The following is a 19,541-nucleotide window of genomic DNA, read 5'->3' as shown; positions in this document are numbered from 1 at the left end:
GGGGGTGAGGTGGTGGTGTTCGGGTACGGCGAGGAGGCCGGCGGAGGCGGGTTGCCAGCCGAGTTTGTGGAGGTCGAGGGTGACGCTGTGGGCGCGGTCGAGGCCGTGGAGGAGGGTGCGGTGGGTGGGGCTGAAGAGGAGGGGTCCGCCGTAGGCGGCGTCGATGTGGAGTTCGGCGCGGTGGGTGGTGCAGAGGTCGGCGATGGCGTCGAGGGGGTCGATGTCGCCGGTGTCGGTGGTGCCGGCGGTGGCGATGACGAGGAGGGGGCGGTGGAGTCGAGTGAGGGTTTCGTCGAGGGCGGCGAGGTCGAGGGTGCCGGTGGGGGCGGGGACGACGACGGGTCGGGGGAGGCCGAGGAGCCAGGCGGCGCGGGTGATGCTGTGGTGGGCGTTGGTGCCGCAGACGGTCTGTACGGGGCCGTGGCGTTCGCGGGCGAGGAGGAGGGCGAGTTGGTTGGCCTCGGTGCCGCCGGTGGTGATCACGGCGTCGGGTGAGCGGGTGTGGGGGTAGATCTCGGCGGCGAGTGCGGTGGTGAGGTCGGCTTCGAGGGTGGAGGCGGCGGGGGCCTGGTCCCAGGAGTCCATGGAGGGGTTGAGGGCGCTGGCGGCGAGGTCGGCTGCTGCTGCGAGGGCGAGGGGTGGGGTGTGGAGGTGGGCGGTGCAGTGGGGGTGGGCGGGGTCCGCGGCGCCTGCGGCGAGGGTGGTGACGAGGTTGCGGAGGGCGTGGTGGGGGCCGGTGCCGTGGTGGGGGATGAGGGGGTGGGTGGCGTTGTGGGTGCGGGGGGTGACAGTGTCGGGGCCGCCGGCGGGGAGGGGGCCGCCGCGCAGGGTCGCGCCGTCGTGGAGTGCGGTGAGGACGGTGTCGATGAGGGGGCGGAGGGCGGCGGGGCCTGCGGTGCCTCCGGCGAGGGGCGGGGTGGGCATGGGTGGGGTGGTCCTTCGGGTGTGCGGGGGTGGTGTGCCGGCTTGTCCCGGGTTTCGGGTGGCTCGGCCCAAGAGCCCAACGAGCCGGACTCGAAAGGGGTACTGGTGGTTGGTGTGGGCTGGTTGCCGGGCCGGGGTGGGGTTGGGGAGGGGGTAGGGGGCGGGGGTGGCGCTCCCCCTGGGTCTTGCTCAATGAGTGAATTGCAGATTTCGGCAATTGACTACATGCTGTACGGCCGTTCCGCCGTCGGTGTGCGGCCCCCGCGCGGCTCTCCGGCCCGCGGTGGTGGTTCTCCCGGCCGGGGGTCCGCCCGATGATCACGCCGCCCGACTCGTTGCCGTACCGGCATGTGCTGACGCTGCCCGCGGTGGGTCGGCCGTGCGTGTCGCCCGGGAGACCGCGGAGCGGGTGCCGGCGGAGTGGGGGGGTGGGGTGTCGTCCCCGGGTTTCTTCCGTGGGGCGCGAAGGCGCGAGGATGAACCCATGGAGAAGAGTTCTGGTCAGCTGTGGTGGGGCGGGTTCCCGGCGTGCGGAACGGGGCCGCGCCGGTGAGTACACCGCTGTACCGATTGAAGGCGGAGTTCTTCAAGACGCTGGGGCACCCGGTCCGGATCAGGGTGCTCGAACTGCTCAGTGAGCGCGAGCACGCGGTCTCGGAGATGCTGAACGAGGTGGGGGTCGAGGCCGCCCATCTCTCGCAGCAGCTGGCGGTGTTGCGCCGTGCCGGTCTCGTGACGGCCCGGCGGGAGGGCTCGGCCGTCCACTACACCCTGGCCGATCCGGGGGTGGCGGAGCTGTTGCGGGTGGCGCGGAGGATCCTGACCGGGGTGCTGGCGGGCCAGGCGGAGCTGCTGGCCGATCTGCGGGCGGCGGGCGCCTCGGGGGACGACGCCCCGGTCGGGGCTCCGGACGACGTCCCGGACGGGACCGGTGGCGGGCCCGGCTGATGCCCCGTGCCGCACGGCCGCGGGCCGGGAGGCGGCTCCCGTGCCGTACGGCCGCGGGCCGGGCCGTGGTGCCGGGCCCGCGGTCGTGCGGGGCGGTCAGTCGGCGGGGGCGACGGCCGACCGTACGGCGAGGGCGCGACGCAGGTCGTCGAGCTGGTCGACGAGCTTGCGGCGCAGGGCGGGGATGAGGGCCGGGTCCTCCAGGGCGCGGACGCCGGTGCCGAGGCTCGTGGGGTCGACGGCGTACGCGGGGAAGGCGTAGCGTCCGGCGGCTTCGGCGATGGCGGGGCCCCGGCGGGCGGCGAGGGCGACGGCGTCCGGGTAGAAGCGGGCCACGTAGTCGTCGGTCAGCGCTTCCTGTCCGGGCTGCCAGAAGCCCTGGGCGGTGGCGGTGAAGAGGTAGTTGGACAGGGTGTCGTCGGTGAACAGGGCGTCCCAGGCGGCGGCCTTGGCCTCGGCGGTGGGCAGCGCCGCGCGGCAGCGGGCCGCGCCCTCGCGGCCGGTGGCGCTGGGGTCGGCTTCGAGCGCGGCGGCGATGGTGGTCTCGTCGGTGGCGCCGAGGACGGCGAGGCGGGTGAGGATGCGCCAGCGCAGCTCGGGGTCGAGTTCGGGTCCGCCGTGGACGGTGCCTTCGTCGAGCCAGGTGCGGAGTGTGTCGGGCTGGGTGGCGGCGTCGATGAAGTGGCGTACGGCGATGAGGCGGAGGCCCGGCTGTGAGCCGTCCTCGGTGCGGCGGATGAGGTCGCGGCAGAGGTCGGTGAGGGTGGCGCGGGCGGCCGGCAGGTCCTCGGGGGTGGTGTAGCGGTCGACGACCTGGCCCGCGGCGAAGGACAGGACGCCCTGGACGAGTGCGAGGTCGGTCTCGTGCGGGAGGTGGGTGCGTGCGGTCGCGAGGTAGGTGGCGGGAGGGAGTTGCGCGTCGCGGACCATGTCGCGGGCGGTGTTCCAGACGACGGCCCGGGTGAGGGGGTCGGGGATGCCGGAGAGGCTGGTCAGGACGGTGTCCCAGGAGGCGGCGTCCAGGCGGACCTTGGCGTAGGTGAGGTCGCCGTCGTTGAGGACGACGAGGGCGGGGCGGCGGCCGGGGCGGACCGTGGGCGTCCCGTCGCCGGGTACGTCGAGTGCGAAGCGTTCGCGCAGGGCGAGGTGGCCGGGGCTGCCCTGGGCGCCCAGGGCGTGGTCGTAGGCGCCGACGGTGACGCGGTGGGGGCGGGAGCCGTCGCGGGTGACGGTGAGGGCCCAGGACTGGCCGTTGCCGTTGGGCTCGGTGGCGGCGGCGGGTTCGGGGGCGGCGATCTCGGCGGTGAGGGTGTCGATGCCGGTGGTGCGCAGCCACTGTTCGGCCCAGGCGTGGACGTCGCGGTCGGTGGCGGAGGCCAGGTTGTCGATGAAGTCGGCGAGGGTGGCGTTGGCGAACTTGTGGCGGGCGAAGTGGGTGTTGATGCCGGCCAGGAAGTCCTTCTCGCCGAGCCAGGCGACGAGTTGGCGCAGGGCGGAGGCGCCCTTGGCGTAGCTGATGCCGTCGAAGTTGAGGAGGGCGGACGCGGTGTCGGGGACGGCGTCGGGGTCCGGGGCGACGGGGTGGGTGGAGGGGCGCTGGTCGGCGTCGTAACCCCAGCCCTTGCGGGCGACGCCGAAGTCGACCCAGGTGTCGGGGAACGGGGTCCGTCCTGCCCGGGGGGAGTTCGCGGTCCGGGGGAGGACGGCCTCGGTGAGGGTCTGGTAGCCCATGTACTCGGCGAAGGACTCGTTGAGCCAGATGTCGTCCCACCAGGTGAGGGTGACGAGGTCGCCGAACCACATGTGGGCCATCTCGTGGGCGATGACCATGGCGCGGGTCTGGCGCTCGGTGTCGGTGACGGCGGAGCGGTAGACGAACTCGTCGCGGAAGGTGACGAGTCCGGGGTTCTCCATGGCGCCGGCGTTGAACTCGGGGACGAAGGCCTGGTCGTAGGAGTCGAACGGGTAGGGCTCGTCGAACTTCTCGTGGTAGCGGTCGTAGCAGGCGCGGGTGATGTCGAGGATCTCGTCGGCGTCGGCGTCGAGGTGGGGCGCGAGCGAGCGGCGGCAGTGGATGCCGAACGGCAGTCCGGCGTGCTCGGTGGTGATCGAGTGCCAGGGGCCCGCGGCGACGGCGACCAGGTAGGTGGAGACGGGGGGCGTGGCGGCGATGGTCCAGCGCCCCTCCCCCGTGTGTTCGGCGACGCCGTTGCCGAGGACGGTCCAGCCCTTGGGGGCGGTGACGTCGATGGCGAAGACGGACTTGAGGTCGGGCTGGTCGAAGGCGGCGAAGACGCGCTGGACGTCCTCCATGAACAGCTGGGTGTAGACGTAGGTCTCGCCGTCGGTGGGGTCGGTGAAGCGGTGCATGCCCTCGCCGGTGCGGGAGTAGTGCATCGCGGCGTCGATGTGCAGTTCGTGGGGGCCGGCGGTGATGCCGGTGAGGGGGTAGCGGTTGCCGTCGAGGAGGGCGGGGTCCAGGGCTTGTCCGTCGAGACTGATCGAGCGCAGGGTGGCGGGCTTGACCTCGACGAAGGTGTCTCCGGCCGCGCGGGCGGTGAACCGGATGGCGGTGGCGGAGTCGAAGGTCTCCTCGCCGGTGGTGAGGTCGAGGGCGATCGTGTACCGCTCCACGTCGAGGATCTGGGCTCGGGTCTGCGCTTCGTCGCGCGTCAGTACGGACATGGCCCCATGCTGCCGTACGGGGGACGGCGGGCGCAGGGGGGTTCTCCCTGGGCGGACGGGGCGGGCGGGGCGGGGCGGGAGAGGCGCGCAGCGGGAGGACCTGCGGGAGGAGGGCGGGGCGGGCGGTGAGCGGGACGGATGGGCCCGCGCCAGGGCTGGAGATGTGCGGGCGTCCCCCGTGCCTCCGGTCCGGCCGGCCGGCCCCCGTGGTGGCGGCGTCCTTCGTGCCTCCGGCAGGGCCGGTCAGGTCCCGGTGGCGGCGTCCTTGGTGCCTGCGGTCCGGCCGGCGTCGCCGTTCTCCGTTTCGTCCGCGATGCGCTCGTGGTGGCGGATGACCTCGGCGATGATGAAGTTCAGCAGCTTCTCGGCGAACGCCGGGTCCAGGTTGGCGCTCTGCGCGAGCTGCCGGAGCCGGGCGATCTGACGGGTCTCGCGGGCGGGGTCGGCGGGCGGCAGCTTGTGGTCCGCTTTGAGGCGGCCGACCTGCTGGGTGGCCTTGAACCGCTCGGCCAGCATGTGGACGACGGCGGCGTCGATGTTGTCGATGCTCTCGCGCAGCCGGTTCAGCTCGGCCTGGACGGACGCGTCGATCTCGCTCGTACTCATGGTGAGCGAGCTTAGACCCCCGGCGGCACCGCCCTCCGGCCGCCGGCGGGTCCTGGGCCGCCGCTCACGTGATGATGGTCGGCGGGTCGTCGGGGTCGGGCACCCGGTCGCTCCAGCCGCCGGGCACACTGCGGCCCTGCTGTTCACGGAAGCGGACGGGTGCGGTGCCGACGCGGCGGGCGAACAGCCGGGAGAAGTAGGCGGGGTCGTCGTACCCGACGCGGCGGGCCACGGCGGCGACCGGGAGGTCGGTGGCGGCGAGGAGTTCCTTGGCCCGGCCCAGGCGGATGCCCAGCAGGTAGTCCTTGGGGCTGCACCCGGCGCCGCGCCGTACGGCGGTGCGCAGTTCGGCGGGGGTCATGCCGTGCCGGGCGGCGTGCTCGGCGACGGTGAGCGGCTGGTACGCGTCGCGGGCGAGCGCCTGGAGCACCGGGTCGCCGTCGGGGCCGATGTCGGCGCGGGCGCGGCGCAGGGAGACGAGCAGTTCGTGGACGGCGGCCCCGGTCTCCACCTCCAGGAGGGGGTTGCCGCGCCGGGCGGCGCGCACGATGCGTCCGACGGCCGCGCGGGGGGCGGCGGTGTCGGAGAGGGGGACGAGGGGGCGGTCGGGCTCGATGTAGCCGAGTTCGGTGTACGTGGTGGTGGCGGGGCCGGTGAAGTCGACGAAGCTCTCGTCCCAGCCGGTGCCGGGGTCGGCGCCGTAGTGGTGGGGGGTGCCGGGGGTCAGCCAGATGAGGCTGGGGCCGGTGACGGGGGTGCGGCGGCCGTCGGGTCCCTTGAACCAGCCGGTGCCGGAGTTGACGATCACGGCGACGTGGTGGTCGAGGGTACGGGGTCCGACGGTGGGCAGCGCTCCGTGCTGGAGGCCGACGCCGAGGCAGACGAGGCCCAGGCGGTGGTGGAGCGGGCTGGGGGTGAAGAAGCGCATCCAGGTGTGGTACATCGCGGTCCCTCCTCTCCCCTGCTGGTCTCCGTGGCGCCGGACCGGCCGGTGCGTCGCGTCGAACCGGCTGGTCCGTGGTCCGTCGTGTCCGGCCGACGGGTGCTTTGTGTCCAATCAACAGCGATCTTTGTCCATGGACCGGGTACGGCGCCAGAGGTGAAGGTGGTCGGACCAATCGACCCGAGGGCCGCCGGGTGCGGCCGAGCACAGGAGCGTAACTGCGCCATGACCGACTTCACCGTGGGGGACGACTGCTTCCGGCTCGACGGGAAGCCCGTGCGGCTGCTGTCGGGCGCCCTGCACTACTTCCGGGTGCACGAGGCGCAGTGGGAGCACCGGCTGGCGATGCTCGCCGCGATGGGGCTGAACTGTGTCGAGACGTACGTGCCGTGGAATCTGCACGAGCCCCGGGAGGGCGAGGTCCGGGACGTGGGGGCGCTCGGCCGGTTCCTGGACGCGGTGGAGCGGGCGGGGCTGTGGGCGATCGTGCGGCCGGGTCCGTACATCTGCGCCGAGTGGGAGAACGGCGGCCTCCCGGTGTGGGTGACGGGCCGGTTCGGGCGGCGGGTGCGGACCCGGGACGCGGCGTACCGGGCGGTGGTGGAGCGGTGGTTCCGGGAGTTGCTGCCGCAGGTGGTGCGGCGGCAGGTGTCGCGGGGCGGTCCGGTGGTCCTCGTGCAGGCGGAGAACGAGTACGGGAGTTACGGCAGCGACGCGGTGTATCTGGAGTGGCTGGCGGGGTTGCTGCGGCAGTGCGGGGTGACGGTTCCCCTGTTCACGTCGGACGGTCCGGAGGACCACATGCTGACCGGCGGTTCGGTGCCGGGGCTGCTGGCGACGGCGAACTTCGGTTCGGGGGCGCGGGAGGGGTTCGCGGTGCTGCGCCGGCATCAGCCGGGGGGGCCGCTGATGTGCATGGAGTTCTGGTGCGGGTGGTTCGACCACTGGGGGGCCGAGCCGGTGCGCCGGGATCCGGAACAGGCGGCCGGGGCGCTGCGGGAGATCCTGGAGTGCGGGGCGTCGGTGAACGTCTACATGGCGCACGGGGGGACGAACTTCGGGGGCTGGGCGGGGGCGAACCGTTCCGGACCGCATCAGGACGAGTCGTTCCAGCCGACGGTGACGTCGTACGACTACGACGCGCCGGTCGACGAGTACGGGCGGGCCACGGAGAAGTTCCGGCTGTTCCGGGAGGTCCTGGAGGCGTACGCCGAGGGGCCGTTGCCCGCGCTGCCGCCGGAGCCGGTCGGGCTCGCGGGTCCGGTGCGGGTGGAGTTGGCGGAGTGGGCCCCGCTCGGGGACGTCCTGGAGGTGCTGGGCGATCCGGAGACGGAGTCGGGGGTGCCTGCGACGTTCGAGGAGCTGGGCGTGGACCGGGGGCTGGTGCGCTACCGGGTGGCGGTGCCGGGGCCGCGCCAGGCGTATCCGCTGGGGGCGTCGGGGCTGCGGGACCGGGCGGTGGTGTCCGTGGACGGGGTCCGGGCCGGGGTGCTGACCGAGGAGTCCGGGACGCTGCCGGAGCCGGTCGCGGGCCCTGCGGAGGTCGAGCTGTGGGTGGAGTCGCTGGGCCGGGTCAACTACGGGCCGCGCCTGGGTGAGCCGAAGGGCGTCACGGGCGGGGTGCTGCACGAGCGGCAGTATCTGCACGGGGTACGGGCCCGGGGGCTGCGGCTCGACGCGTTCGACGACGCGGGCGCGGTGGCCGCGGTCCCGTTCGGGCCGGTGGCCGGTGCCGCGGGGGCGGGCGACGCGGGGCGGACGGGTCTGTTCCGGGGGACGTTCACCGTCGAGGGGACCGCGAGCGCTTCAGGCGCCTCCGGCGATCCCGGCGCCTCCGGCGCATCAACCGCTTCCGGCACGCCCGGCGTTCCCGGTGTCGATCACGCGGGGGTCGAACTGCCGGGCTGGTCCCGCGGGTTCGTCTGGGTGAACGGCTTCTGCCTGGGCCGGTACTGGTCGGCGGGCCCGCAGCGGACCCTGTACGTGCCGGGCCCGGTGCTCCGCGGCGGTGTCAACGAGGTGTGGGTCCTGGAGCTGGAGGACGCGGGCGAGCCGCGGGTGGAGCTGGGTCCGGGGGCGCCCGCCGATACGGACGCCCCCGGGGTGGTTCAGCGCTGATCACCGGCCGGACGTGCGGTGATCCGATGATGGCCGGCCCGGACCGGGGTCCGGGCTCGGACCGGGGTCAGAGCGAGTCGGCCGCGGAGGCGATGTCGCCCGCGAAGTGCGAGACCTGGGTGTAGACGCCCGGGTAGTTCGGGCGGGCGCAGCCCTGGCCCCAGCTCACGATGCCGACCTGGACCCACTCGTCGGCGTCGTCCTTGCGGAACATCGGGCCGCCGGAGTCGCCCTGGCAGCTGTCGACGCCACCGGTGTCGAGGAGGCCGGCGCACAGCTCCTCGTCGGCGACGAGGTTGCCGTAGGCGCCCTGGCAGTCGGCGTCGGTGACGAACGGGACGTCGGCCTTGAGGAGGTGGCGCTGCTGGCTGCCGCCTTCCTTGTCGGCGCCCCAGCCCGCGACGGTGAAGGTGCCCTCGTCGTAGGCGCCGTCGGTGGCGATCTTCAGGGTGGGCTGGTCGATCGGCTGGGCGAGCTTGATCAGCGCCCAGTCCTTGCCGGTGCCGTTGTAGCCGGGGGCCTGGAGGACCTTGGTGGACTGGACCTCGACGGCGTCGGGCGACTGGAGGTCGGCCACGCCGCCGGTGACGGTGATGGAGGTGTCGTCGCCCGAACCGTCCACGCAGTGGGCGGCGGTGAGGACGATGTCCTGCGCGTAGAGCGCACCGCCGCAGCCCATGGAGAGCCGGACCATGAACGGGAACTCGCCCTGGGCGGCGCGTTCCCCGCCGACGATCGGCTGGGGGGCCGCGGAGGCGGGCTGGAGACTGACGGTCGCGAGGGCGACGGCGGCTATGCCGACGGAACACCTTTTCAGCACGCTCAGAAGCTTCACGGAGTCCTGCTTTCGTGGGGGGATTTCGTGTGGGGGGTTGCTGTGGGGGGTTGCCGTGCTGCGTTGCGGTGCAGGAGCCCCTGGAGGAGGCGCCGTGCGGTGGGTTCCGCACAGCGGCGCCGCGTGGGGCCCCGCGGGAGGTACGGGCGTACGGAAGTGCTGTGGGTCGCGCGGTCCGGCACGCGTGTCCCGGCCGGGTGACGACGTCCGGCACCGCGGCCGAACTAGTCATGTACTCGACAAGAACACTCCGATTATCGGTGCCGCGTGACCGCTGCCACAAGGTGCACTTTTCGGCCAAGATCATCGGGGCGCGTTCGCGGCCCCCTCCTCCGCCCGGCATACAGTGGAGTCCGTCGACCGTCGGGGATGGGGGTTCCGGGATGGCGAACGGCCCTCCGGGCGCACCTGTCGTCCACGGCTTTCCGCATCTGGACACGGTCCGCTCCGCCATCACGGCGCTCTACCGGCGGCTCTCCGCGGACGGCGTCCACGCCTATGCCACCAGCCTCCCGCCCGCCGACGCCGCGTTCGCGGACGAGGACGATCTGCATCTGGGGGCCCAGCGGGTGGCGCGCTCCCTGGTCCAGCACCTCCATCTGCCCGAGGCCCGCATGATCGTCGGCTTCCGGGCGATGGAGCACGCGGCGAGCGTGGAACTGACCGCCGGCCCCGAGTACTTCATCGAGCTCAACGACCGCTTCCGCACCCACCGCAGGGACATCGGGGCGGCACTCGCGCACGAGGTCACCCATGTGCTGCTGCACCGGCTGGGCCTGGAGTTCCCCGGCACCCGCGCCAACGAGATCCTGACCGACACCACGACGGCCTACCTCGGCGCCGGCTGGCTGCTGCTGGACGCGTTCCGGGAGGACGCCACCTCCCGGCAGAAACTCGGCTACCTCACCCCCGAGGAGTTCGGATACGTCCTGGCCAAGCGGGCGTTCGCCTTCGGCGAGGACCCCTCCCCGTGGTTCACCAGCCCCCAGGCGTACACGGCGTACACGAAGGGGCGCGAGCGGGCGCTGCACGACCTGCGCAGACCCCCGCTGACCGCCGCGGGCTGGGCGAGCCGTCGGCGCTACGCCAAGGACCGGCGCTACGCCCTGGACCACCCCGGCACCGGCCCGGACCCGGACGTCCCGTACGCCTTCGAGGCCGATGGCCGAAACCTGCGGGTCTCTTTCCCCTGTCCCACCTGCCACCAGCGCATCAGGGTCCCCGTCCGGGGCCGGTTCACCGCGCGCTGCGGGCTGTGCAGGACCCCTCTGGAATGCGACACCTGAGCGTCGATCCGGCCACCGTAGGATCGAAGCATGACGAACGAGCCGATCAGGGACGAACTACGCCTGTTCGACGCGCTGTACGAGGACGAGAACGCGGTCGTACGGGCACTGCGCTCGGGAGCGTCGGCCGAGTCGAGCGACGAGGAGGGCACGACGGCGCTCTATCTGGCGTCGGTGCAGGACCGGCTGGAGGCGGTGCGCCTGCTGCTCGCCGCCGGGGCCGACCCGAACCGGGCGAGCGGCCCCGAAGCGAGCGACCTGCCGCTCTGCGGGGCGGCGTGCGGCGGGCACACCGAGGTGGTGGAGGCCCTGCTGTCCGCCGGGGCCCGGCCGGATCTGCGCGAGGAGTTCGGTTTCACCGCGCTGCGGTGGGCGGTCGGCCTGGGCCACGCGGGGACGGTGGAAGTGCTCCTGTCCCGGGGCGCGGACCCGCTGCTGCCGGGCCCGCAGGGCGAGTCGATGCTGGTGCTGGCGGCGCAGCGCGGGTCCCGGCGGACGGTGCGGGCGCTGCTCGCGCACGGGGCGGGGGCGGCGGGGCAGGAGTCCGCGGTCGCGCTCGCGCTGGCCGAGGCGCGGCGCATCGCCTCTCTCGACCCGGAGCGGGAGTTGCGGCGGCGGCTGGAGGAGTCGTACGGCTCCGACATCGAGACGGTGACGCTCCACGACCGCCGGGACGGCGAGGAGACGATGGCGGTGGAGCTGCTCCGGGACGGGGTGCCGGCCGCGGGCACGGACCAGCACACGGGGCACGGGGAGATCGCGGTTCTGCTGGGCGGGGCGTCGTAGCCGCCGGTCGCCGGGGCCGCTACCCGGCTCCCGGCCGACCGCGCTCCCAGGCCTCGCGGGTGAGGACGTACTCGACCTCGCCGTGTTCGGAGCCCTCGATGGCCTCCGGCCAGTCCTCGGTGTAGGCCCGCAGGAAGGTCAGACCCGTCTTCTCCATCACGCGCCGGGACCCCGTGTTGACCGCCATGGTGTTGGCGGTGACCCGCTGGACCCCGAGGTCGGTGAACCCCTTGTCGACCAGGGCCCGCGCGCCCTCGGTGGCGTAACCGCGGCCCCAGGCGGCCCGGTTGAGCCGGTAGCCGAGTTCGGCGACGGCGGGGTCGTGGTCGGTCAGCGGCCGGAGTTCGAACCAGCCCAGGAAGGCCCGGGTGCGCTTCTCCCGGGCGGCCCAGAAGCCCCGGGTTCCGGTGCACGGGTGGTCGTGGAGGAGCTTCGGCAGGGTGCGGTCCCGGATCTCCTCGGGGCTCGTCGGCCGGCCGCCGTTGATGTACCTCATGACGGCGGGATCGTTGTCGAGGGCGAGCAGGTCGGGGGCGTCGGCGGCCGTGACCGGGCTCAGGACGAGCCGGTCGGTCTCCAGGAAGGGGCGCATACGGCGATCCTCACCCCCGGCGGCGGTGCCGCGCCACCCGATATGCGCGAGGGTCAGCGGCCGGGGACGGGGACGTGCTCCCCGCCGCCCTGGACCTGGAACGTCAGCCCTTCCGGGCTGCGCAGCCGCACGACGCGGTGATGCCCCTCCCCGGTGAGGGTGACGAGGTCCGGCCCGTGGGCGCGGGCCCGGTCGGCCACGGCGTCCGGGTCGTGCACGGCGAGGGCCAGTTCCCAGCGGGGTGCGGAGCCGGCGGCGGTGCCCGCGTCCGTGCCGGCCGGGGCGGGGGCGGCTTTCCGGAAGGCCGCCCGGCCGAGGGGCGTGCCCGTGGTCCTGGTGTAGAACTCCCGTGCCCGCTCGGGGTCTTCGCAGGCCAGGACCGCGTGGTGGGGCGTGCCCTCCGCCTCGGCCGACACCGGCCAGCCCGCGAATCCCCTCGGCCGCCAGAGGGAGAGGGCGGCGCCCACCGGGTCGATCAGGGTGGCGATGCGGCCCTGGTCCCCCGCGTCGAACGGCGGGACGACGACCTGCGCCCCGTTCGTCACCGCCAGGGCCGTACGGTGGTCCACGTCGTCGACCGCGAGGTAGAAGGCGATGTGCGGCGGCGTGCCGGGCGGGTAGACCGGCTGGGCGAGATCGCTCACCCCGCCGATCCGGTCGCCCCCGGCGGAGATCTTGACGGCCCGCCGCCAGTCCTCCTCGTCCACGGCGAAGTCCCAGCCCAGCACCGAGGAGAAGAAGGCCGCGGTGCCGGCCGGGTCGCGGGTCTTCAGGTCCATCCAGCAGAACTCGTTCATCGGGCCGTGCCGCGTCATCCTGTGCTCCTCCGGGGTCTCCTGCTGGATACCGGTTGCCCGTACGGGTACGCAAACGGGTTTCCCGCGCCGTACGAGACCGGGGGCACGGCCCTGGGGCGGGCACGGCGTTCCGACAGGCCCGGGCCCCGCGGGAGGAGCGGCAGGACCGGGCCCGGGCTCCCCTCAGGACGCGCCGTAGACCCGCCCCGGCTCCTCCGCGTCCGCCAGCAGCCGGCGGACCGTCTCACCCGCCTCGGCCGGTGATCTGCGGGCGCCCCGGTCGTCGGTGGGGCCCCGTCGCCAGCCCTCCATGACGGTGATGCGGCCCGCCTCGGCCTCGAAGACGCGGCCCGTGACCCCCTCGCTCGCGGCGGAGCCGAGCCAGACGACGAGCGGGGAGACGTTGGCGGGGGCCATGGCGTCGAACTCCCCCGCCCCCGGGGCCGCCATCGCCTCGGCGAAGGTCCGCTCGGTCATCCGGGTCCGGGCGGCCGGGGCGAGGGCGTTGACGTGGACCCCGTACCGGCCCAGCTCGGCCGCCGCGACCAGGGTCAGGGCGACGATTCCGGCCTTGGCCGCCGCGTAGTTGCCCTGGCCGACGCTGCCGAGGAGTCCGGCGCCGGAGCTGGTGTTGACCACCCGGGCGGCAGGGGGCCGGCCCTCCTTCGTCTCGGCCCGCCAGTGGGCGGCGGCGTGCTTGAGGGGCAGGAAGTGGCCCCTGAGGTGGACCCGCATCACCGCGTCCCAGTCGTCCTCGTCCAGGTTGACGAGCATCCGGTCGCGCAGGAAGCCCGCGTTGTTGACCAGGGTGTCGAGGCGGCCGAAGGCGTCGAGGGCGGTGGCCACGAGGGAGGCGGCGCCTTCGGCGGTGGTGATGTCACCGCCGTGGACGACGGCCTCGCCGCCCGCCGCGACGATCTCCTCGACGACCTCACGGGCCGGTCCGCCGGATCCCCCGCCGCCGTCCGGCCCGACGCCGAGGTCGTTGACGACGACGCGCGCCCCTTCGGCGGCGAAGGCCAGGGCGTGGGCCCGGCCCAGCCCCCGCCCGGCGCCCGTGACGGCGACGACCCGGTCCGCGCAGAGTCCGGCACGGTGTGCGGTGGGTGCGGTCATCTCATCTCCCGTGGACGTGGGACCGGTTGGCGGGCGGGGGCGTGACTGCTACCGTCCACCTAACAAATGTTTGGTGGAAAGGTAGCCGATCCTCCGATGAGTGTCTCCACCTCCTCCCCCCTGGACGGCGTCCGCGTCGTCACCGTGGACCGTCCCCCCGTCAACGCGCTCCCCGTACAGGGCTGGTACGACCTGGCCGACGCGGTCCGGGCGGCGGGCCGCGATCCCGGAGCCCGCTGCGTGGTCCTGGCCGCCGCCGGGCGCGGCTTCAACGCGGGCGTCGACGTCAAGGAACTGCAACGCGACACGGGGCACGAGTCCCTCATCGGCGCCAACCGGGGCTGCGCCGAGGCGTTCGCGGCGGTGTACGGCTGCGAGGTGCCGGTCGTCGCGGCGGTGCGGGGGTTCTGCCTGGGCGGCGGGATCGGACTCGTCGGGAACGCCGACGCGATCGTCGCGAGCGAGGACGCGGTCTTCGGCCTGCCGGAGCTGGACCGGGGAGCGCTCGGCGCGGCGACCCACCTGGCCCGGCTGGTCCCGCAGCACCTGATGCGCACGCTGTACTACACCTCCCGCACCGTCACCGCGGCAGAGCTGCTCGCGCACGGGTCGGTCTGGCGGGTGGTACCGGCGCACGAACTGATGCATTCCGCGCTGGAGTTGGCGGCGGAGATCGCCGCCAAGGACGGCCATCTGCTGCGGCTCGCCAAGGCCGCGCTGAACGGCATCGACCCCGTCGACGTACAGCGCAGCTACCGCTTCGAGCAGGGGTTCACCTTCGAGGCGAACCTCGCCGGGACCGCCGCCCGGGTCCGCGACACCTTCGGCAAGGAGACCTGACCGTGACCGCTCCCCCTCACGCGCGCGACAAGACGATGACACCCGAGGAGGTGGTCGGCCGGCTGAGCAGCGGCATGACGATCGGGATCGGCGGCTGGGGGTCGCGCCGCAAGCCGATGGCCCTGGTCAGGGCGCTGCTCCGGTCGCCGGTCACCGATCTCACGGTGATCTCGTACGGTGGCCCGGACGTGGGGCTGCTGGCCGCGGCGGGCCGGATCGCCCGGCTGGTCACGGCGTTCGTCACGCTCGACTCCGTCCCGCTGGAGCCGCACTACCGGGCGGCCCGGCAGCGCGGGGCTTTCGCACTGACGGAGATCGACGAGGCGATGTTCATGTGGGGGCTGCACGCGGCGGCCAACCGCCTGCCGTTCCTGCCGGTCCGCGCGGGCATCGGATCGGATGTGATGCGGGTCAACCCCGAGCTGCGCACGGTGACTTCGCCGTACGAGGACGGCGAGGAGTTCGTGGCGATGCCGGCCCTGCGGATGGACGCGGCGCTGGTCCACCTCAACCGGGCGGACCGGCTCGGCAACGGCCAGTACCTGGGACCCGACCCGTATTTCGACGACCTGTTCTGCGAAGCGGCGGACGCGGCGTACGTCTCCTGCGAACGCATCGTCGAAACGCGGGAGTTGACCGAGGGCTCCACCGCTCCGCAGACCCTGCTCGTGCAGCGGCACTCCGTCACCGGCGTCGTGGAGACGCCGGGCGGGGCGCACTTCACGTCCTGCGTGCCCGACCATCCGCGCGACGAACCGTTCCAGAAGGCGTACGCAGCGGCGGCGGCGGACCCGGCCGCCTGGACGGAGTTCGCGGCCCGCTTCCTGCCGCCGGACGGTGACGAGAAGGGCTACCGGCAGGCGGTCCGCACCTGGCACGAGGAGCAGAAGTGAACGCGTACGCGACCGGAGCCGCCACCCGCGCCGAGACGTGCGTGATCGCGTGCGCGGAGGCCTGGCGGGGCGACGGCGAGATCCTGGCCAGCCCGATGGGCGCGGTGCCTGCGGCCGGGGCGCGGCTGGCCCGGCTGACCTTCGCCCCCGACCTGCTGCTCACGGACGGCGAGGCGACGCTCGTCGGGCCGGCCAGCGAGGTGGAGGGCTGGCTCCCCTACCGCAGGCATCTGGCCCTGGTGACCGGCGGGCGTCGGCACGTGATGATGGGTGCGAGCCAGATCGACCGCTTCGGCAACCAGAACATCTCCTGCATCGGCGACTGGGAACAGCCCGCGCGGCAACTGCTGGGCGTGCGCGGGGCCCCGGTCAACACCCTGAACAACCCGGTGAGTTACTGGATCCCCCGGCACTCCCCCCGGGTCTTCGTCGAACAGGTCGACATGATCTGCGGGGTCGGCCACGACAGCGCGCGGGCGGCCGGCCCGTCGGCCACCCGCTTCCACCGCATCCCCCGGGTCGTCAGCGATCTCGGGGTCTTCGACTTCGCGACGCCCGACCGTTCGATGCGCCTGGTCTCGGTCCACCCCGGCGTCACGGTGGACCGGGTCCGGGAAGCGACGGGCTTCGCGCTGACGGTCCCGGACGACGTCCCGTACACCCGCGCCCCCTCCCCGGCCGAACTCGCCCTGATCCGGGAGGTCGTCGACCCGGACCGCACCCGGGACCGGGAGGTGCGGTCCTGATGCGTACGGCGCTGACCGACCTGGTGGGTGTCCGGCATCCGATCGTGCAGACCGGGATGGGCTGGGTGGCGGGCCCTCGCCTGGTCACCGCGACCGCCCGCGCCGGGGCGCTCGGCATCCTGGCCTCGGCGACCATGTCACCGGGCCAACTGCGTTCGGCGGTACGGGAGGTGAGGTCCCGGACCGACGCGCCGTTCGGGGTGAATCTGCGGGCGGACGCGGGGGACGCCCGGGAGCGGGTCCGGATCATCGTCGAGGAGGGTGTGCGGGTGGCGTCGTTCGCGCTCGCCCCGTCGAGGGAACTGATCGCGGAGCTGAAGGACGCGGGCGTGGTCGTCGTCCCCTCGGTGGGGGCCCGACGGCACGCGGAGAAGGTCGCGGCCTGGGGCGCGGACGCGGTGATCGTGCAGGGCGGCGAGGGGGGCGGCCACACCGGCGAGGTCGCCACCACGGTGCTGCTGCCGCAGGTCGTGGACGCGGTGGACATCCCGGTGGTCGCGGCGGGCGGCTTCCACGACGGCCGGGGCCTGGTGGCGGCGCTGGCGTACGGGGCGGCGGGCGTCGCGATGGGCACCCGGTTCCTGCTGACCTCGGACTCGACGGTCCCGGACGCGGTGAAGGCCCGCTATCTGGCGGCGACCGCCGCGGACATCACCCTGACGAGGGCGGTGGACGGCCTCCCGCACCGGATGCTCCGTACGGAGATGGTGGCGGAGCTGGAGGGTGCGGGCCGGCTGCGCTCCCTGTACCGGGCGCTGCGCCGGGCGTCGGGCTTCCGCCGGATCTCCGGCCTGAGCTGGCCGGGCATGGTCCGCGACGGCCTGGCGATGCGGCACGGCAAGGAACTGAGCTGGAGCCAGGTGCTGCTGGCGGCGAACACCCCGATGCTCCTGAGGGCGTCCATGGTCGACGGCCGCACGGACCTCGGCATCATGGCCTCGGGCCAGGTCGCGGCCCTGATCGAGGACCTGCCGAGCGTGGCGGGACTGGTGGGGCGAGTGATGTCGGACGCGGAGCGGACGCTAGCGGGGCTGGGGGCGGTGGCGGGCCCGCCCGCCGGCGCGTCAGCGGGCCCGTCCGGCGGCGCATCGAGCCCGTCCGGCGCTTGAGGGCCTCTTCGCCCGAGGCCGAGGACCGGGGACCGGCCGGTCACGTTCCAGCCCGTCCGGCGCTTGGGGCAAGGGCCCGGCCGACGTCGGTCCTCAGCCGCCCCCGGCCCGGGGTTTCGGGGCGCTGCCCCGCACCCCGGTCCTCAAGCGCCGGACGGCCTGGATTGCCCCGGCCCGCGACCACCGGGCAGCCGGATACGGCCGCTACGCCGCCCTGCGGCGTCGCGAAGGGGCGCCGGAGCGGGACGGGGCGCCGGAGCGGGCCGCGCCGCCCTGCGCGCCGGACCCGGCACCGGCACCCGCGCCCGCGCCCGAGCCCCGCCGCCCCCGACCCCGGCTTCCGGAGCGCACCGTTCCCCCGCCGGAAGCGGAGCCCGACCGGGTCCGCTGCTTCGGCGGCGTCGGCTGCGGCACCTCGATGACGATCGCGACGCCCGAGGGCTCACGGGCGCCCGTGATCCGGGTCAGCTCCTCGTCGCTGGACGTGACCCGCGTGGTGCGCGGGGCGATGCCCGCGTCCTGCATCAGCCGGGTCATCTCGCGCTTCTCCTCGGGCAGCACCAGCGTGACGACGCTGCCGGACTCCCCGGCGCGCGCCGTGCGCCCGCCGCGGTGGAGGTAGTCCTTGTGGTCGGTCGGCGGGTCCACGTTGACGACCAGGTCGAGGTCGTCGACGTGGATGCCGCGGGCCGCGACGTTCGTCGCGACGAGCGCGGTGACCTGCCCGTTCTTGAACTGATCGAGCGTCCGGTTGCGCTGCGGCTGCGACCGTCCGCCGTGCAGGGCTGCCGCTCGTACACCGCTGGCGAGCAGCCGCTTGGCGAAGCGGTCGGCGGCGCGCTTGGTGTCGACGAACATGATCACCCGGCCCTCGCGGGCGGCGATCTTCGTGGCGACGGCCTTCTTGTCGGTCTCGTCCAGGACGTGGAGCACGTGGTGCTCCATCGTGGTGACCGCCCCGGCGGACGGGTCGACCGAGTGCACGACCGGGTCGGTGAGGAACATCTTCACGAGCCGGTCGATGTTCTTGTCGAGGGTCGCGGAGAACAGCATGCGCTGGCCGTCCGCCTCGACCTGCTTGAGCAGGGCGACGACCTGGGGCATGAACCCCATGTCGGCCATCTGGTCGGCCTCGTCGAGGACGGTGATGGAGACCTCGTCCAGGCGGCAGTCGCCGCGCTCGATGAGGTCCTTGAGCCGGCCGGGGGTGGCGACGAGCACTTCGGCGCCGCGTCGCAGGGTGGCGGACTGCTTGGTGATGGACATGCCGCCGACGACGGTGGCGAGCCGCAGGTTCACGGCGGTCGCGTACGGGGTCAGCGCGTCGGTGACCTGCTGGGCCAGTTCGCGCGTCGGCACGAGGACCATGGCGAGCGGGGCGCGCGGCTCGCCGCGGCGTCCGGCGGTGCGGGCCAGCAGGGCCAGGCCGAAGGCGAGCGTCTTGCCGGAGCCGGTGCGCCCGCGGCCGAGGATGTCGCGGCCTGCCAGCGAGTTCGGCAGGGTCGCGCCCTGGATGGGGAACGGTTCGGTGACGCCCTGCGCGGCGAGGGTCTTCAGGAGCCCGGGGGGCATGTCCAGGTCGGCGAAGGCTTCGACGGACGGCAGCGCGGGGGTCACGGTCTCCGGCAGAGCGAACTCGGCGGGCGGTGCGACGGCGGGCTTGCGGCGGGCCGGGGGCCTGGAGCCGCCCTGGGCCCTGGAGCGGGGTGCGCCGCCCCGGCCGTTCGCGGGAGCCTGGGCGCCGGAGCCCTGTCCGCGGCCTCGGCCACGGGCCGGTCGCGAGCGGGGGGTGCGGTCCTGGCGTTCGGAGCTGGTCATACGGAATTGCCCTCCTGGGGGATTCCTGGGCAACTGCCGAATGGGTTTACTTCCTTGTGCCGGCCCGGCCGTCCGGGTGCGCCCCCAGGATGTGCGCACAGAACGGGTTGTTGCGACAGGTGGTCGCTCGGACAGCACAAACCGGGGCCCGCACCTTCACGGTGCGGGCCCCGGTCAGCGAGGTACGCGTCCAGCGATTAGGCCGGGACGATGTTCTCCGCCTGCGGGCCCTTCTGGCCCTGCGTGACGTCGAAGGAGACCTTCTGGCCCTCCTGGAGCTCACGGAAGCCCGAGGTGGCGATGTTGGAGTAGTGGGCGAAGACGTCGGCGCCGCCGCCGTCCTGCTCGATGAAGCCGAAGCCCTTTTCCGAGTTGAACCACTTCACGGTTCCAGTAGCCATGTCATTCTCCTAAAAGAGGTGCAGTGCCGAGAATCCGCACTTTACGGATTCCAAGTCGCCGCATTGAGCCCCATCCGGAGAAAGCCGGAAAACAATAA

The 19,541-nt window shown here is 73.7% G+C and carries 18 protein-coding genes; 8 read left to right on the top strand and 10 right to left on the bottom strand.

Annotation, left to right across the window (positions count from 1 at the left end; genetic code table 11):
• A partial coding sequence (locus DTB53_RS24395; RefSeq protein ID WP_146777730.1) for a pyridoxal phosphate-dependent decarboxylase family protein occupies positions 1-924 on the bottom strand: 924 nt, incomplete at its 3' end.
• 549 nt (positions 925-1,473) lie between these two features.
• Here DTB53_RS24395 and DTB53_RS24385 point away from each other — a divergent pair.
• Entirely contained in the window at positions 1,474-1,872 is a 399-nt protein-coding gene (locus DTB53_RS24385; protein ID WP_012381360.1) for an ArsR/SmtB family transcription factor, read from the top strand.
• Between the two features lie 96 nt (positions 1,873-1,968).
• Here the strand turns inward: DTB53_RS24385 and pepN are convergent, their stop codons facing one another.
• The 3 genes from pepN to DTB53_RS24370 all read right to left on the bottom strand — a co-directional run bounded on the left by pepN (position 1,969) and on the right by DTB53_RS24370 (position 6,106).
• Positions 1,969-4,557 (bottom strand): aminopeptidase N, encoded by a 2,589-nt coding sequence (gene pepN / locus DTB53_RS24380; RefSeq protein WP_012381359.1) that lies wholly within the window; start codon positions 4,555-4,557, stop codon positions 1,969-1,971.
• A 243-nt stretch (positions 4,558-4,800) separates the two neighbouring features.
• Positions 4,801-5,163 carry a chorismate mutase gene (locus DTB53_RS24375; RefSeq protein ID WP_003969801.1) on the bottom strand — a complete coding sequence of 121 codons (363 nt, stop codon included), beginning with the start codon at positions 5,161-5,163 and terminating at the stop codon, positions 4,801-4,803.
• A gap of 64 nt (positions 5,164-5,227) precedes the next feature.
• Positions 5,228-6,106 carry an AraC family transcriptional regulator gene (locus DTB53_RS24370; protein WP_003969799.1) on the bottom strand — a complete coding sequence of 293 codons (879 nt, stop codon included), beginning with the start codon at positions 6,104-6,106 and terminating at the stop codon, positions 5,228-5,230.
• Positions 6,107-6,331: 225 nt separating this feature from the next.
• Here DTB53_RS24370 and DTB53_RS24365 point away from each other — a divergent pair, with 225 nt between their 5' ends.
• Entirely contained in the window at positions 6,332-8,224 is a 1,893-nt protein-coding gene (locus DTB53_RS24365) for a glycoside hydrolase family 35 protein (RefSeq protein ID WP_012381358.1), read from the top strand.
• 67 nt (positions 8,225-8,291) lie between these two features.
• Here DTB53_RS24365 and DTB53_RS24360 read toward each other — a convergent pair whose 3' ends face one another.
• Entirely contained in the window at positions 8,292-9,059 is a 768-nt protein-coding gene (locus tag DTB53_RS24360; RefSeq protein ID WP_012381357.1) for a S1 family peptidase, read from the bottom strand.
• Between the two features lie 383 nt (positions 9,060-9,442).
• Here DTB53_RS24360 and DTB53_RS24355 point away from each other — a divergent pair, with 383 nt between their 5' ends.
• Together DTB53_RS24355 and DTB53_RS24350 are read left to right on the top strand one after the other, a co-directional pair.
• Positions 9,443-10,345, top strand: a complete 903-nt coding sequence (locus DTB53_RS24355) for a hypothetical protein (protein ID WP_012381356.1) — start codon at positions 9,443-9,445, stop codon at positions 10,343-10,345.
• A gap of 30 nt (positions 10,346-10,375) precedes the next feature.
• Positions 10,376-11,131 (top strand): ankyrin repeat domain-containing protein, encoded by a 756-nt coding sequence (locus DTB53_RS24350; RefSeq protein WP_003969795.1) that lies wholly within the window; start codon positions 10,376-10,378, stop codon positions 11,129-11,131.
• Between the two features lie 19 nt (positions 11,132-11,150).
• Here DTB53_RS24350 and DTB53_RS24345 read toward each other — a convergent pair whose 3' ends face one another.
• The 3 genes from DTB53_RS24345 to DTB53_RS24335 all read right to left on the bottom strand — a co-directional run bounded on the left by DTB53_RS24345 (position 11,151) and on the right by DTB53_RS24335 (position 13,636).
• A complete protein-coding gene (locus DTB53_RS24345; protein ID WP_012381355.1) occupies positions 11,151-11,723 on the bottom strand; it encodes a GNAT family N-acetyltransferase in 573 nt (190 codons plus the stop codon).
• Positions 11,724-11,776: 53 nt separating this feature from the next.
• Positions 11,777-12,538 (bottom strand): VOC family protein, encoded by a 762-nt coding sequence (locus DTB53_RS24340; RefSeq protein ID WP_012381354.1) that lies wholly within the window; start codon positions 12,536-12,538, stop codon positions 11,777-11,779.
• A 165-nt stretch (positions 12,539-12,703) separates the two neighbouring features.
• Entirely contained in the window at positions 12,704-13,636 is a 933-nt protein-coding gene (locus tag DTB53_RS24335; protein ID WP_012381353.1) for an SDR family oxidoreductase, read from the bottom strand.
• Positions 13,637-13,732: 96 nt separating this feature from the next.
• On the opposite strand from DTB53_RS24335, the gene DTB53_RS24330 reads away from it, so the two are divergent.
• The 4 genes from DTB53_RS24330 to DTB53_RS24315 are packed head-to-tail and all read left to right on the top strand — an operon-like array spanning position 13,733 to position 17,224.
• Positions 13,733-14,476 carry an enoyl-CoA hydratase family protein gene (locus DTB53_RS24330; RefSeq protein WP_012381352.1) on the top strand — a complete coding sequence of 248 codons (744 nt, stop codon included), beginning with the start codon at positions 13,733-13,735 and terminating at the stop codon, positions 14,474-14,476.
• 2 nt (positions 14,477-14,478) lie between these two features.
• Positions 14,479-15,369 carry a CoA transferase subunit A gene (locus DTB53_RS24325; protein WP_042497409.1) on the top strand — a complete coding sequence of 297 codons (891 nt, stop codon included), beginning with the start codon at positions 14,479-14,481 and terminating at the stop codon, positions 15,367-15,369.
• Positions 15,366-16,115, top strand: a complete 750-nt coding sequence (locus DTB53_RS24320) for a CoA-transferase subunit beta (protein WP_012381350.1) — start codon at positions 15,366-15,368, stop codon at positions 16,113-16,115. Before DTB53_RS24325 ends, DTB53_RS24320 begins: the two co-directional genes overlap by 4 nt.
• Positions 16,115-17,224: an NAD(P)H-dependent flavin oxidoreductase gene (locus DTB53_RS24315; RefSeq protein ID WP_012381349.1), complete on the top strand. Its 1,110-nt coding sequence runs from the start codon at positions 16,115-16,117 to the stop codon at positions 17,222-17,224. Before DTB53_RS24320 ends, DTB53_RS24315 begins: the two co-directional genes overlap by 1 nt.
• 204 nt (positions 17,225-17,428) lie before the next feature.
• On the opposite strand, the gene DTB53_RS24310 is transcribed toward DTB53_RS24315, so the two are convergent.
• Together DTB53_RS24310 and DTB53_RS24305 are read right to left on the bottom strand one after the other, a co-directional pair.
• A complete protein-coding gene (locus tag DTB53_RS24310; protein WP_012381348.1) occupies positions 17,429-19,042 on the bottom strand; it encodes a DEAD/DEAH box helicase in 1,614 nt (537 codons plus the stop codon).
• A gap of 197 nt (positions 19,043-19,239) precedes the next feature.
• Entirely contained in the window at positions 19,240-19,443 is a 204-nt protein-coding gene (locus DTB53_RS24305) for a cold-shock protein (protein ID WP_003969786.1), read from the bottom strand.
• Positions 19,444-19,541: the final 98 nt, after the last annotated feature.

The sequence above is a fragment of the Streptomyces griseus genome (assembly GCF_900460065.1).
Taxonomy (GTDB): Bacteria; Actinomycetota; Actinomycetes; order Streptomycetales; family Streptomycetaceae; genus Streptomyces; species Streptomyces griseus.
Note: the sequence above shows the minus strand (reverse complement) of the source record. Positions and strands in the feature narration are given on the sequence as shown.

Bases quoted from the DNA above. Each gene is read 5' to 3' on its own strand.
- DTB53_RS24350 (WP_003969795.1), top strand. From the start codon at position 10,376: ATGACGAACGAGCCGATCAGGGACGAACTACGCCTGTTCGACGCGCTG.
- DTB53_RS24370 (WP_003969799.1), bottom strand. From the start codon at position 6,106: ATGTACCACACCTGGATGCGCTTCTTCACCCCCAGCCCGCTCCACCAC.
- DTB53_RS24365 (WP_012381358.1), top strand. From the start codon at position 6,332: ATGACCGACTTCACCGTGGGGGACGACTGCTTCCGGCTCGACGGGAAG.
- DTB53_RS24315 (WP_012381349.1), top strand. From the start codon at position 16,115: ATGCGTACGGCGCTGACCGACCTGGTGGGTGTCCGGCATCCGATCGTG.
- DTB53_RS24375 (WP_003969801.1), bottom strand. From the start codon at position 5,163: ATGAGTACGAGCGAGATCGACGCGTCCGTCCAGGCCGAGCTGAACCGG.
- pepN (WP_012381359.1), bottom strand. From the start codon at position 4,557: ATGTCCGTACTGACGCGCGACGAAGCGCAGACCCGAGCCCAGATCCTC.
- DTB53_RS24355 (WP_012381356.1), top strand. From the start codon at position 9,443: ATGGCGAACGGCCCTCCGGGCGCACCTGTCGTCCACGGCTTTCCGCAT.
- DTB53_RS24340 (WP_012381354.1), bottom strand. From the start codon at position 12,538: ATGACGCGGCACGGCCCGATGAACGAGTTCTGCTGGATGGACCTGAAG.
- DTB53_RS24305 (WP_003969786.1), bottom strand. From the start codon at position 19,443: ATGGCTACTGGAACCGTGAAGTGGTTCAACTCGGAAAAGGGCTTCGGC.
- DTB53_RS24345 (WP_012381355.1), bottom strand. From the start codon at position 11,723: ATGCGCCCCTTCCTGGAGACCGACCGGCTCGTCCTGAGCCCGGTCACG.
- DTB53_RS24335 (WP_012381353.1), bottom strand. From the start codon at position 13,636: ATGACCGCACCCACCGCACACCGTGCCGGACTCTGCGCGGACCGGGTC.
- DTB53_RS24310 (WP_012381348.1), bottom strand. From the start codon at position 19,042: ATGACCAGCTCCGAACGCCAGGACCGCACCCCCCGCTCGCGACCGGCC.
- DTB53_RS24330 (WP_012381352.1), top strand. From the start codon at position 13,733: ATGAGTGTCTCCACCTCCTCCCCCCTGGACGGCGTCCGCGTCGTCACC.